Raw genomic sequence first — 12766 nt, 5'->3', positions numbered from 1 at the left:
CCCCTTGATACAGGACGCCCCCGGCCCGGCCCAACACCTGTCCCGGATCGTCGCCAGCTTGTAGCGTGATCGAAACGTCCGCCGGGCACGCGACCGGGCCTAGGATGAGCGGGTCCCCGACCCGATCAGGAGTCCTCCCGTGGCCTTGACCACCGACGACGTCGCGCAGCTCGCCGCGCTGGCGCGCATCGAGCTGACCGACCAGGAGCTGGAGCGCATGGCGCCCGAGCTCGCCATCATCCTCGAGGCGGTGGCCTCGGTCTCCGAGGTCGCGGACGCCGACGTGCCGCCGATGTCGCACGCCATGCCCCTGACCAACGTCTTCCGCGAGGACGTCGTGCGCCCGGGCCTCACCCAGGAGCAGGCGCTGGCCGGCGCGCCCGCCACCGACGAGGGCAAGTTCCTGGTCCCGCGGATCCTGGGCGAGGAGGCCTGATGACCGCCGACATCCTCACCGCCACGGCCGCCGACCTCGGCCGCCGCATCGCGGCGCGCGAGCTCACCGCCGTCGAGGTCACCGAGGCCTTCCTGGCCCAGATCGAGCGCGTCGACGGCGACGTCCACGCCTTCCTGCACGTGGACGCCGAGGGCGCGCGTGCCCAGGCTGCCGCGGTCGACGCGCGGCTGGACGCGGGGGAGGAGCTGGGCCCGCTGGCCGGCGTCCCCATCGCCGTCAAGGACCTGTTCTGCCAGGCCGGGGTGCCCACCACGGCTGCCTCGAAGATCCTCGAGGGCTGGCGCCCTCCGTACTCCGCCACGATCGTGCAGCGCGTGCTGGACGCAGGCCTGGTGGTCCTTGGCAAGACCAACCTCGACGAGTTCGCGATGGGCTCCTCGACCGAGACCTCGGCCTACGGCACCACCCGCAACCCGTGGGACCTGGACCGCATCCCCGGCGGCTCCGGCGGCGGCTCGGCCGCCGCCCTCGCCGCGTTCCAGGCGCCGCTGGCGCTGGGCACCGACACGGGTGGCTCCATCCGCCAGCCGGGCGCGGTCACCGGCACGGTGGGCGTGAAGCCGACGTACGGCGGGGCGTCCCGCTACGGCGTGATCGCGATGGCGAGCAGCCTCGACCAGCCCGGCCCGTGCGCCCGCACCGTCCTGGACGCCGCCCTCCTGCACGAGGTCATCTGCGGCCACGACCCGATGGACTCGACCTCCATCGACGCGCCCGTGCCCCCGGTCGTCGAGGCCGCCCGCTCGGGCGACATCGCCGGCATGCGCATCGGCGTGGTCAAGGAGCTCGGCGGCGAGGGCTACGAGCCCGGCGTCGAGCTGCGCTTCCGCGAGGCGGTGGCCGCGCTCGAGGCGGCCGGCGCCGAGGTGGTCGAGGTGTCCTGCCCGCACTTCACCTACGCGCTGGGCGCCTACTACCTGATCATGCCCAGCGAGGTCAGCTCGAACATGGCCCGCTACGACGCCATGCGCTACGGGCTGCGCTCCGGCGACGACGGCACCCGCTCGACCGAGGAGGTCATGAACCTCACCCGCGCCGAGGGCCTCGGCGCCGAGGTCAAGCGCCGCATCATCATCGGCACCTACGCGCTGAGCTCCGGCTACTACGACGCCTACTACGGCTCGGCCCAGAAGGTGCGCACCCTGATCAGCCGCGACTTCGACGCGGCCTTCGAGCAGGTCGACGTCCTGGTCAGCCCGGCGACGCCGACCACGGCGTTCCTGGTGGGGGAGAAGCTGTCCGACCCGCTGGCGATGTACAAGTCCGACCTGTGCACGATCCCCTCCAACATGGCGGGCAACACGGCCGGGTCGTTCCCGTGCGGGGTCGCCCCCGAGGACGGGATGCCCGTGGGCCTGCAGGTGATGGCACCGCCGCAGGCCGACGACCGCGTCTACCGCGTGGGCGCCGCGCTCGAGCGTGCGCTCGCCGAGCGCGACGGGGGAGTCCTGACCGACCGGATCGCCGAGCGCTGGGTGGAGGCCTGACATGACCGACCTGATGGACTACGACGACGTCATCGCCGACTTCGACCCCGCGCTGGGCCTGGAGGTCCACGTCGAGCTCAACACGGCGTCCAAGATGTTCTGCGGCTGTGACAACACTCCGGGCGGCGAGCCGAACACCAAGGTGTGCCCGGTGTGCCTCGGCCTGCCGGGCTCGCTGCCGGTGGTCAACGGCAAGGCGGTGGAGTCGGCGATCCGCATCGGGCTGGCGCTGAACTGCTCGATCGCGCCGTGGGGCCGGTTCTCGCGGAAGCACTACTTCTACCCCGACATGACCAAGAACTTCCAGACCTCGCAGTACGACGAGCCGATCTGCTTCGACGGCCACGTTGACATCGAGGTCGACGGTGAGGTGCACCGCATCGACATCGAGCGCGTGCACATGGAGGAGGACGCCGGCAAGCTTACGCACGGCGGTGTGACCGGGCGCATCCACGACGCCAGCCACTCGCTGGTCGACTACAACCGCGCCGGGACGCCGCTCATGGAGATCGTCACCCGCCCGGTCCTGGGGCTGGGGGCCAAGGCACCCGCCGTGGCGAAGGCGTACCTCGCGCACCTGCGCGAGCTCATGCTCGCCCTCGGGGTATCCGACGCCCGCATGGAGGCCGGCAACATGCGCTGCGACGCCAACGTGTCGCTGGCGCCCAAGGGCTCCGACGTGCTGGGTACCCGCACCGAGACCAAGAACATCAACTCGCTGCGCTCGGTCGAGGGCGCGCTCACCTACGAGATCCAGCGGCAGGGCGCGATCCTGGCCGACGGCGGGCGCGTGCACCAGGAGACTCGCCACTGGCACGAGGAGGGCTACACCTCGCCGGGCCGCTCGAAGGAGCAGGCGGAGGACTACCGCTACTTCCCCGAGCCCGACCTGGTCCCGGTGGCGCCCAGCTCCGAATGGGTCGAGCAGCTGCGCGGCACCCTGCCCGAGCCGCCGGCCGAGCGCCGCGCGCGCCTGCAGGAGGCGTGGGGCTTCACCGACCTCGAGATGCGCGACGTCAACGGCACGGCCGGCTCCATCGACCTGATCGACGCGACCGTGGGCGCGGGCGCGAGCCCGGCGTCCGCCCGCAAGTGGTGGCTGGGCGAGCTGGCCCGGCGCGCCAACGAGGCCGGGGTCGAGCTGGCCGACGTCGGCGTCACCCCGGCGCAGGTCGCCGAGGTGCAGGCGCTCGTCGACGCGGGCACCGTCAACGACAAGCTCGCCCGCGAGGTCTTCGACGGGCTGCTGGCCGGCGAGGGCACGGCGTCCGAGGTGGTCGAGGGGCGCGGCCTGGCCGTGGTCTCCGACGACGGGGCGCTGGGCGCGGCCGTCGACGCCGTCATCGCCGCCAACCCCGACGTGGCCGAGAAGATCCGCGACGGCAAGGTCCAGGCCGCCGGTGCGCTGATCGGCCAGGTGATGAAGCAGATGCAGGGCAAGGCTGACGCCGCGCGCGTGCGGGAGCTGATCCTCGAGAAGCTGACATGATCGGGGAGCCGACCGACCCGACCCGGCGCGCGTTCGTGCCGTGGGTCGTCGTCGCGCTCGCGCTGGTGTTCCACCTGTGGGGGCTCTACACCACCAGCCCGCCCGACGCGGGGGGCTTCTCGTTCCCCGGCATCGACAAGGTCGCCCACGTGATCCTGTTCGCCGTGCCGACCTGGGCACTGATGAAGGTGGTCCCCAACCAGTGGTTCGCGCTGGTGCCCATGCTCCTGCACGTGCCGGTCAGCGAACTGGTGCAGGCGAACCTGCTGCCCGGCCGCGGCGGCGAGTGGTGGGACGCCGTGGCCGACCTGGTCGGCATCGCGGTGGGCTGGTGGACGGTCCGGTCGACCGCGCGGTTCGACGAGGCCACGGCAACTGAGTGAATCCCCCGGCGGAGGGGGCGGGGTGTGTCTAGGCTGGCGAGCATTCCATTCGCCGCTGAAAGGTAGCCCCATGACCGTCCGTGAAGACGCCCAGTGGTCCCTCGTCGTGCCCACCTCGATGGGCGTGCGCATCACCCCCGAGAACCGGGCCCCGGTGCACACCGCCGACCGCTTCTTCCTGCAGGCGACGAGCGCCGAGACCAACGTGGCGAGCGTCATGTCGCACCTGGGTGAGCCCACGCTCGTGCTGAGCGCCTTCGTCAAGGGTTCCCCGATCTCCGCGCTCATCAAGGCCGACCTGCGCAAGCGCAACATGAGCTACCGCGGTCCCGACCTCGACCAGGGCGACGCCTGGGGCCTGCGCCACCAGTTCAACATCGCCGACTCCGGCTTCGGCGGCCGTGCCCCCCGCGTGTGGAACGACCGCTCCGGCGAGGTCGGTCGCGAGCTGAGCGTCGACCAGTTCGACCTCGACCAGCTGTTCCGGGTGGAGGGCGTCAAGGTCCTGCACCTGTCCGGCCTGATCGCCGCGCTGTCCCCGTCGACCTCGAAGTTCTGCGTCGAGCTCGCCAAGGCCGCCCGCGAGCACGGCACGCTCGTCGCGATGGACCTCAACTACCGCGCCACCTTCTGGAAGGGCCGCGAGGAGGAGCTCACCGCCGCGTTCGACGAGATCGCCAAGAACTGCGACATCCTCTACGGCAACGAGGAGGACTTCCAGCTCTGCCTGGGCATCGAGGGCCCCGAGGCCGGCGGCGAGTCGATCGAGGACGAGATCGACGAGTTCAAGAAGATGATCGGCCGCATCAAGGACACCTACCCCAACGCGCACTGGATCGGCACCTCGCTGCGAGAGGTCGAGTCGGCCAACCGCCACCAGTGGGGCATCCTGCTGTGGAACGACGGGGAGTTCTACCTCGCCCCGCTGCGCGCGATCGACGTCATGGACCGCATCGGCGGCGGCGACGGCTCCGTCGGCGGCGTCCTCTACGGCATCGTGCAGGGTTGGGACGTCGAGAAGTGCGCCCAGTTCGGCTGGGCCACCGGCGCGCTCGCGGCCACCTCGCTGTACGACTACGGCGCCCCGGCCGACGAGAAGCAGGTCTGGGACTTCTGGGCGGGCAACGCGCGCGTTCAGCGCTGAGCCCGGCGCCCCGGCGGGCGTGCCGTCACCCGATGACGCGCACGCCGGCCGGCCCGGCGCCCCGGTGGGCCCACACGAGCAGGTCCAGCGGTACGCCGACCACGTGGCGCGTCGACGCCCCGGGGAGCACCCGGGCGACCGCACCCGTGTCGGCGCGCTCCAACACGAGGCCTCCCGAGCGGCGGTGGAGCTGCCGCGCGGCCACCCGCGCCCGGCGCCACAGCGCGTCGGCGGTGACACCGTCCACCATGGTCGGGGGCAGGGCGTTCGCGCGCACCACGTCCTCGGTGTGCGCCGCGTACTCGCCCAGGTGGTGACCCCACGCCGAGCGCGGTGACTCGAAGACCATGGGCATGAACGGTGAGCCCTCGGCCAGGCGCGTGAGCGCGTCCTCGAACCCGGACGCCGTGGCCGCGGCCATCCGCCGTTCGGTCAGGCCCGCGAGCCGGGGCAGCGCGACCCCCGGCCAGGACAGCGGGTCGTCGCGCAGCGTCAGCAGGTGGCCGACCAGGTGCCGCACCGTCCAGCCCGAACAGAGCGTGGGGGCGTCCGGCCCGGCCGCGCGGGCGGCGTCCACGAACCGGTCACGGGCCGCCAGGACGCGGCCCCAGCCCTCAGACCCCCGAGTGCGTGGCGAGGAGCTCATCCTTGACCTCCGGGGGGCCGACGAGCTGCACGTCGGCGTCCGCCATGCGGCCGAACGCGAACAGCAGCAGCTCGGACGGCTTGCCGATCACGATCACCGTGGTGTCGCCCGCCTTGGCCCGCAGCCGCTGGGGGCGGTCGGTGCGCTCGAGCATGATCCCGCACGGCGCCTTGCGGAACAGCGCCTTGGCGGTGGTGTTGAGGCCCTTGGCCACGTGGTCCTCGAACTCGGGCGTGGTCTCGCGCGGGGGCAGGCCGGCGGGGCGGCGCACGTCCTCGGTGTGGACGAAGAACTCGGTCGTGTTGGCCAGCTCGTCGAGCACCGGCAGCGCGAACAGCGAGATCGGACGCGGGCCGCGGCGGATCTGCTCGACCAGCTCGGGGTAGAGCCAGCGCCGCTTGGTCGCCTCCATCCGGGACGCCGTGACGTCGGCCAGCGCGCCGACCAGGAGGCCCGGCATCGCGGAGGGGTCGTTCTCGCGCACCCACACGTGCGCGGCGAGGTCGTGCGTCGTCCAGCCCTCGCAGAGGGTGGGCGCGTCGGGGCCCGCCTCCAGCAGCGCGTCACACAGTGCAGCCCGTTCCTGACCAGCGAAACCCATGGCGCAACCCTAGCCGCCGCGCGTGGAAGAATGACCGGCATGCCCAACTCCCTCGACCCGTCGATCGCCGCCGCCCTCAAGCGGAACGCCGACGGCCTCGTCGCCGCCGTCGTGCAGGACGCCACGAGCGGCGCCGTGCTGATGCAGGCCTGGATGGACGACGCGGCGCTCGCGCGCACCCTCGCCACCCGCGAGGCGACGTACTGGTCCCGCTCGCGCGGCGAGCTGTGGGTCAAGGGGCTGACCAGCGGCAACACCCAGCACGTGCGCAGCGTGCACCTCGACTGCGACGGCGACACCGTGCTGCTGCGCGTCGACCAGGTCGGAGGCGCCTGCCACACCGGGGACGCCACCTGCTTCGACGCCCGCGAGCTGCTGGGGGACGACGTCCGATGAACGCCCCCGTCACCCCCGACCTCGCCGGGTTCCGCGCCCAGGCCGCCGAGCAGGGACGCCGCGTCGTCTCGGTGCACACCCGGCTGTTCGCCGACGACGTCACCCCGGTCGGCCTCTACCACCACCTGTGCGGCGACCGCACGAACACGTTCCTGTTCGAGTCCGCCGAGCAGGGCGTCTGGGCGCGCTACTCGATCATCGGCGTCAACGCCGCGGCCGTGCTGTCGGAGTCCGGGGGCCAGGCCACCTGGTCGGGCCGCGAGCTCGCCAACCTGCCCCGGGGCGGTGACCCGCTGGCCGTGCTCGCCGAGACCCTCGAGCGCCTGCACACCCCCCGCGACGAGGCCCTGCCCCCGATGACCTCGGGCATGGTGGGCTACCTCGGGTACGACATCGTCCGGCGCCTGGAGCGCCTGCCCGACAGCAACCTCGACGACCTCGCCCTGCCCGAACTGGTCATGATGCTGGCCGCCGACGTGGCGGTGCTCGACCACCACACCGGCGAGGTGTGGCTGGTGGCCAACGCGATCAACTTCGACGACAGCACCGAGCGCGTCGACGAGGCGTACGCGGACGCCGTGGCCCGCCTGGAGGCCATGGTGGCCCGCCTGCGCGAGCCGATGCAGCCGCTGCTCAGCCTGCGCCCGGACGTCGACGTCGAGCCCGACGTCACCCGCCAGCGCACGCAGGAGGAGTTCGAGGCCGCCGTGCTCGAGGCGGTCGAGGACATCAAGGCCGGCGAGACGTTCCAGGTCGTGGTGAGCCAGCGCTTCGAGGTGCCCTGCACCGCCGACGCCCTCGACGTCTACCGCGTGCTGCGCCGCTCGAACCCGAGCCCGTACATGTACCTGCTGCGCCTCGACGGCCTCGATGTCGTCGGCTCCAGCCCCGAGGCGCTGGTGACCGTGCACGACCGGCACGTGCTCACCCACCCGATCGCCGGGTCCCAGCCGCGCGGGGCGACCCCCGAGGCCGACGCCGCGCACGAGGCCCACCTGCTGGCCGACCCCAAGGAGCGCGCCGAGCACCTCATGCTCGTCGACCTCGGCCGCAACGACCTGGGCCGGGTGTGCGTGCCCGGCACCGTCAGCGTCGTGGAGTTCATGCAGGTGCGCCGCTACAGCCACATCATGCACCTGGAGTCGACCGTCGTCGGCCAGCTGTCGCCGGGCCGCACGGCGCTGGACGCCACGCTGTCCTGCTTCCCGGCCGGCACGCTGTCGGGGGCACCCAAGGTGCGGGCGATGGAGATCATCGACCGCCTCGAGGCCTCGCGTCGCGGGCTCTACGGCGGCGTGGTCGGCTACTTCGACTTCGCGGGCAACTCCGACGTCGCGATCGCGATCCGCACCGCCGTGCTCAAGGATGGCACCGCCTACGTGCAGGCAGGCGGCGGCATCGTCGCCGACTCCGTCCCGGCCTCGGAGGACCTCGAGTCCCGCAACAAGGCCGCGGCAGCGCTGCGGGCGGTGGTCGCGGCGTCCGGGATGAGGCGGGTCGGGTGAGGGCCGACCCGCGCCTGGCCACCGCGGCCGGGGCCCTGGTCGCGCTCGGCGTCGCGGCGCTGGCCGACTGGTGGACCGTCACGTGGGGAGACGGCATGGCCGGGGGCGGTTCCGCGGGCCTGTCGGGGTCGTTGGGCACCGGCGGCCTGGCGGCGATCCTGCCCGGGGTGGTGCTGGCCGCCATGCTCGCGACGCTCACCCTCGCCACCACCGGGCGGCGCGCGGTCGGCCTGGTCGCCGCGGCGGCCGGGCTCGGGATGGCGGCCCTCGGCCTGTTCGGGGGGCCGCCGTCGGACGCGGTCGTCGAGCAGCACGTGCTGGCCGCGACGCTGGGCGGGGCCTGGAGCCTGACGCCCACGGCGTCCCCGATCGCCTATGGTGTGGTCGGTCTGCTGGTGGCTGCGGCAGCGCTCTGGTTGGTCGTGCGACCGCCGGTGCGCCGCGTCCGCACGGCGGGCGGGGCGAGTGGCGACGTGACAGATCCGCTCGCTTCTTGGAAAGCTATGGACGACGGTCAGGATCCGACCGACTCTGAAGGGGAGCGCGCATGAGCAGCACGGTCACGGAGAAGTACCACCACGGCAAGACGCCGGCCGCGTGGACGTCCACCATCATTGCCAGCATCGGCGCGATCATCGCGACGATCGGCTTCTTCATGAACATCAACTGGACCGTCGTCTGGATCGGCCTCGGCGCCATGGTCGCCGCCGTCATCGTCGGTGGCGTGATGGTCAAGATGGGCTACGGCCAGTCGCTGGTCGAGGGCGAGCACCACTAGTCGTGGGCGTCCTCGACGACATCATCGTCGGTGTTCGCGAGGACCTCGCCGAGCGGCAGGCCCACCGGAGCCTGTCCGACCTGATGGACGCGGTGGCGGCCATGCCGCCCACCCGTGGGGTGCTGGAGGCGTTCGCCGCCCCCGGCCTGTCGGTCATCGCCGAGGTCAAGCGCAGCTCCCCGTCCAAGGGGGCGCTGGCCGACATCCCCGACCCCGCCGCGCTCGCCGCCGAGTACGCCGCCGGGGGAGCGGGCGCCATCTCGGTGCTCACCGAGCGCCGCCGCTTCGGTGGCTCCCTGGCCGACCTCGTCGCCGTCCGCGCCGCGGTCGACACCCCGGTCCTGCGCAAGGACTTCATCGTCACCGAGTACCAGCTGTGGGAGGCCCGCGCCGCCGGCGCCGACCTGGCCCTGCTGATGTGCTCGGCGCTCGGCGACCCCGACCTGCACCGCCTGCACGCGCTGGCGCTCGAGCTGGGGCTGACCCCGCTGGTCGAGGTGCACACCCCCGACGAGGCGCGGCGCGCCGTCGACCTGGGCGCCCAGCTGGTCGGGATCAACAACCGCAACCTGCAGACCCTCGAGGTGGACATCGCCCAGTTCGAGAACCTGGTCGACCTGATCCCCGCCGACCGCACCCGGGTCGCCGAGAGCGGCATCCTGTCCGTCGCCGACGTCGAGCGGGTCGCCGCCGCCGGCGCCGACGTCATCCTCGTCGGCGAGGCGCTGGTCCGCCATGGGGACCCCCGGGCGTCCGTGGCCGAGTTCATCTCCGCCGGGTCCGCGGCGCAGCGGGCACAATAGGCGGGTGACCTCACCCACAGACATGCCCGACAAGGGCGGCCACTACGGCATCTTCGGCGGGCAGTACGTCCCCGAGGCGCTGAGCGCCGCGCTCGCCCAGCTCGACCGCGAGTTCCACGCCGCCATGGCCGACCCCGACTTCCTCGCCGAGCTGGGACGGCTCCGGGCCGAGTTCGCGGGGCGTCCGACGCCGATCACCGAGCTGCCGCGCCTGAGCCGTGAGGCGGGCAACGCCCGGATCATCGTCAAGCGCGAGGACCTCAACCACACCGGCTCGCACAAGATCAACAACGTGCTCGGCCAGGCCCTGCTCACCAAGCGCATGGGCAAGACGCGGGTCATCGCCGAGACCGGCGCCGGCCAGCACGGTGTCGCCACGGCCACGGCCGCCGCGCTCCTCGGCCTGGAGTGCCGGGTGTACATGGGCAAGGTCGACACCGACCGGCAGGCCCTCAACGTGGCCCGCATGCAGCTGTTGGGCGCCGAGGTGATCGCGGTCGAGTCGGGCTCGGCCACGCTCAAGGACTCGATGAACGAGGCCATGCGCGACTGGGTCGCCACCGTCGACCACACCCACTACCTGATCGGCACGGTCGCCGGCCCGCACCCGTTCCCGAAGCTGGTCAAGCAGTTCCAGCGTGTGATCTCCACCGAGGCGCGCGCGCAGATCCTCGAGCGCTACGGCCACCTGCCGTACGCGGTGGCGGCCTGTCTGGGCGGCGGCTCCAACGCGATGGGCATGTTCGCCGACTTCATCGACGACCCCGAGGTGGCCCTGTACGGCTTCGAGGCCGAGGGCGAGGGCATCGCCAGCGGACGGCACGCGGCGTCCATCACCGGCGGGTCGGTCGGCGTCCTGCACGGGATGCGCACGTACATCCTCCAGGACGACGACGGCCAGACCGTCGATTCGCACTCCATCTCCGCCGGGCTCGACTACCCGGGCGTGGGCCCCGAGCACGCGTGGCTCGCGGCGTCCGGGCGTGGGACGTACGAGCCGGTCACCGACGCCGAGGCGATGGAGGCGTTCCGCCTCGTCACCCAGCTCGAGGGGATCATGCCGGCCATCGAGTCGGCGCACGGCATCGCGGGGGCGCTGCGACTGGGCCGCCGGCTGGCCGTCGAGCAGCCCGACCTCGAGCCTCTGATCTGCGTGTGCCTGTCCGGACGCGGTGACAAGGACGTGCCCACGGCGCTGTCCTGGTTCGGCCTGGACGGCACCCCGAACGAGACGGTGGGGGGATTCTGATGGGCGGCATCGGACGCTCGGGCCAGGTGCTGGCCACGGCCAAGGCCGAGGGGCGCGCGGCGCTGGTCGGCTACCTGCCGGTGGGCTACCCGACCGTGGCCGGCTCGCTGGACGCCTTCCGCGCGATCTGCGTCCCGGGCGACGGGCCGGGCGTCGACATGGTCGAGATCGGCATGCCGTACTCCGACCCGATGATGGACGGCCCCGTGATCCAGCGCGCGGGTACCGCGGCGCTGAACCGCGGCGTCCGGACCCGCGACATCTTCGCCGCCGTCGAGGCCGTCGCCTCGACCGGCGTCGTGCCGGTCTGCATGACGTACTGGAACATCGTCGACCGCTACGGCGTCGACGCCTTCGCCCGCGACTTCGCCAACGCCGGCGGCGCCGGCCTGGTCACGCCCGACCTGACCCCCGACGAGGCCCACGACTGGCTGGTCGCCTCCGAGGACCACGGCCTGGACCGCATCTTCCTGGTCTCGCCGAGCTCGACCGATGAGCGCATCGTGTCCACGACCCAGGCCTGCCGCGGGTGGGTCTACGCCACCGCGGTGATGGGCGTGACCGGGGCGCGGCAGCAGACGAGTTCGCAGGCGCCCGAGCTGGTGTCCCGGCTGCGGCAGCTGGCCCCCGACACCCTCGTCGGCGTCGGGCTGGGCGTCAGCAACGGCGCGCAGGCCGCCGAGGTGGCGGGCTTCGCGGACGCCGTGATCGTGGGTTCGGCCCTGGTCAAGACGCTGATCGCCGCCGAGGACGCGGGGACGCCGGACGACCTGGCCGCCCTGCGCGCCGTCGTCGCCGACCTCGCGGCGGGGGTGCGGGCGTGACGCTGCTCTCGATCCCCAGCCCCGACATCAGCCAGTTCCAGATCGGGCCGCTCACGATCCACATCTACGCCCTGTGCCTCATGACCGGCATGGTGGCGGCCTGGTTCATCGGCTCGCGCCGCTGGGTCGCCCGCGGGGGACTCGCGGAGACCTTCGAGACCATCGTGCTCGTCGCGATCCCGTCCGGCATCGTCGGCGCCCGCATCTACCACGTGGTCACGCACTGGGAGGACTACTTCGGCCCCGACCGGAACCCGCTGTCGGCCCTGTTCATCTGGGAGGGCGGCATCGCCATGTTCGGGTCGCTCATCGGCGGCGCGATCGGCGCGTGGATCGCCGCCCGCAAGCTGGGTGCGCGCCTGACGGCGTTTGCGGACGCCCTCGCCCCGGGCCTGATCATCGCCCAGGCCATCGGACGCCTCGGCAACTGGTTCAACCAGGAGCTCTTCGGCGGCCCCGACCACGGGCCCTTGGGCCTCGAGATCGACCCGCAGTACCGTCCCGCCGAGCACGCCGACGTGCCCACGTTCCAGCCGACCTTCCTGTACGAGATGAGCTGGAACCTCGCCGGCGGTCTGCTGCTGCTTCTGCTCGACCGGAAGTTCAAGCTCGGCTGGGGCAAGCTCTTCGCGCTGTACATGGTCGTCTACGGCACGGGCCGGTTCTTCATCGAGGGGATCCGCACCGACTTCAGCTACTACTTCGGGCCGCTCCGCACCAACCAGGTGACCGCGCTGCTCGTCGCCCTGGCCGGGCTGGCGATCTTCGCCCTCCTGCAGCGCACGAAGCCCGGCCGCGAGCCGTGGGTGGAGCGCAAGGGTGTGGGCGGGCCCGACCACGAGCCGGCCGAGGCGGAGGGCGTGGCGAAGGCCTGACCCGTCCAGATTCTGGAAAGTTGGGCGCGCTGTAACGCGCCCGAAACAGAAGTCGCGCTACTTTTTTCCCGCGCCATGCGGTGTGGCCAGGAAGGTTGTCCGAAGGGGCCGCTGCCACAAAGCCCGTTG

15 protein-coding genes are annotated in these 12766 nt (G+C 72.4%); 13 read left to right on the top strand and 2 right to left on the bottom strand.

Annotated elements, in window-relative coordinates; genetic code table 11:
- Positions 1-139 precede the first annotated feature (139 nt).
- The 5 genes from gatC (at position 140) to J4N02_RS08935 (ending at position 4960) form a co-directional block, all read left to right on the top strand.
- A complete protein-coding gene (gatC, locus tag J4N02_RS08955; protein WP_182815150.1) occupies positions 140-436 on the top strand; it encodes an Asp-tRNA(Asn)/Glu-tRNA(Gln) amidotransferase subunit GatC in 297 nt (98 codons plus the stop codon).
- Entirely contained in the window at positions 436-1944 is a 1509-nt protein-coding gene (gene gatA, locus J4N02_RS08950; protein ID WP_182815149.1) for an Asp-tRNA(Asn)/Glu-tRNA(Gln) amidotransferase subunit GatA, read from the top strand. The genes gatC and gatA overlap by 1 nt, the downstream gene beginning before the upstream one ends.
- A 1-nt stretch (position 1945) precedes the next feature.
- Positions 1946-3433, top strand: a complete 1488-nt coding sequence (gene gatB, locus J4N02_RS08945; protein ID WP_188333928.1) for an Asp-tRNA(Asn)/Glu-tRNA(Gln) amidotransferase subunit GatB — start codon at positions 1946-1948, stop codon at positions 3431-3433.
- Positions 3430-3816: a VanZ family protein gene (locus J4N02_RS08940; protein ID WP_182815147.1), complete on the top strand. Its 387-nt coding sequence runs from the start codon at positions 3430-3432 to the stop codon at positions 3814-3816. Before gatB ends, J4N02_RS08940 begins: the two co-directional genes overlap by 4 nt.
- A 70-nt stretch (positions 3817-3886) precedes the next feature.
- Complete coding sequence (locus J4N02_RS08935) at positions 3887-4960, top strand: PfkB family carbohydrate kinase (protein WP_188333929.1); 1074 nt, start codon at positions 3887-3889, stop codon at positions 4958-4960.
- 25 nt (positions 4961-4985) lie between these two features.
- Here J4N02_RS08935 and J4N02_RS08930 read toward each other — a convergent pair whose 3' ends face one another.
- Together J4N02_RS08930 and J4N02_RS08925 are read right to left on the bottom strand one after the other, a co-directional pair.
- Positions 4986-5606: a maleylpyruvate isomerase family mycothiol-dependent enzyme gene (locus J4N02_RS08930; RefSeq protein ID WP_188333930.1), complete on the bottom strand. Its 621-nt coding sequence runs from the start codon at positions 5604-5606 to the stop codon at positions 4986-4988.
- The gene (locus J4N02_RS08925) at positions 5575-6207 is read right to left on the bottom strand and encodes a TIGR03085 family metal-binding protein (protein ID WP_188333931.1); all 633 of its coding nucleotides are present in this window, start codon (positions 6205-6207) and stop codon (positions 5575-5577) included. Before J4N02_RS08925 ends, J4N02_RS08930 begins: the two co-directional genes overlap by 32 nt.
- 30 nt (positions 6208-6237) lie before the next feature.
- Here J4N02_RS08925 and hisI point away from each other — a divergent pair, with 30 nt between their 5' ends.
- The 8 genes from hisI to lgt are packed head-to-tail and all read left to right on the top strand — an operon-like array spanning position 6238 to position 12637.
- Positions 6238-6603 (top strand): phosphoribosyl-AMP cyclohydrolase, encoded by a 366-nt coding sequence (gene hisI, locus J4N02_RS08920; protein WP_375539352.1) that lies wholly within the window; start codon positions 6238-6240, stop codon positions 6601-6603.
- Positions 6600-8108, top strand: a complete 1509-nt coding sequence (locus tag J4N02_RS08915) for an anthranilate synthase component I (RefSeq protein ID WP_188333932.1) — start codon at positions 6600-6602, stop codon at positions 8106-8108. Before hisI ends, J4N02_RS08915 begins: the two co-directional genes overlap by 4 nt.
- On the top strand, positions 8105-8659 hold the full coding sequence (locus tag J4N02_RS08910; protein WP_188333933.1) for a Trp biosynthesis-associated membrane protein: 555 nt from the start codon (positions 8105-8107) through the stop codon (positions 8657-8659). Before J4N02_RS08915 ends, J4N02_RS08910 begins: the two co-directional genes overlap by 4 nt.
- The gene (locus J4N02_RS08905) at positions 8656-8886 is read left to right on the top strand and encodes an HGxxPAAW family protein (RefSeq protein WP_188333934.1); all 231 of its coding nucleotides are present in this window, start codon (positions 8656-8658) and stop codon (positions 8884-8886) included. Before J4N02_RS08910 ends, J4N02_RS08905 begins: the two co-directional genes overlap by 4 nt.
- 2 nt (positions 8887-8888) lie before the next feature.
- Positions 8889-9689, top strand: coding sequence for an indole-3-glycerol phosphate synthase TrpC (gene trpC, locus J4N02_RS08900; RefSeq protein WP_188333935.1), 801 nt, complete (start codon positions 8889-8891; stop codon positions 9687-9689).
- 22 nt (positions 9690-9711) lie between these two features.
- Positions 9712-10938 carry a tryptophan synthase subunit beta gene (gene trpB / locus J4N02_RS08895; protein ID WP_223202530.1) on the top strand — a complete coding sequence of 409 codons (1227 nt, stop codon included), beginning with the start codon at positions 9712-9714 and terminating at the stop codon, positions 10936-10938.
- 8 nt (positions 10939-10946) lie between these two features.
- On the top strand, positions 10947-11762 hold the full coding sequence (gene trpA, locus J4N02_RS08890) for a tryptophan synthase subunit alpha (RefSeq protein WP_375539353.1): 816 nt from the start codon (positions 10947-10949) through the stop codon (positions 11760-11762).
- Complete coding sequence (gene lgt / locus J4N02_RS08885; protein ID WP_188333938.1) at positions 11759-12637, top strand: prolipoprotein diacylglyceryl transferase; 879 nt, start codon at positions 11759-11761, stop codon at positions 12635-12637. The genes trpA and lgt overlap by 4 nt, the downstream gene beginning before the upstream one ends.
- Positions 12638-12766: the final 129 nt, after the last annotated feature.

The organism is Propioniciclava sp. MC1595, assembly GCF_017569205.1.
GTDB lineage: Bacteria > Actinomycetota > Actinomycetes > Propionibacteriales > Propionibacteriaceae > Propioniciclava.
This window is presented reverse-complemented; position numbering and strand designations above follow the sequence as displayed.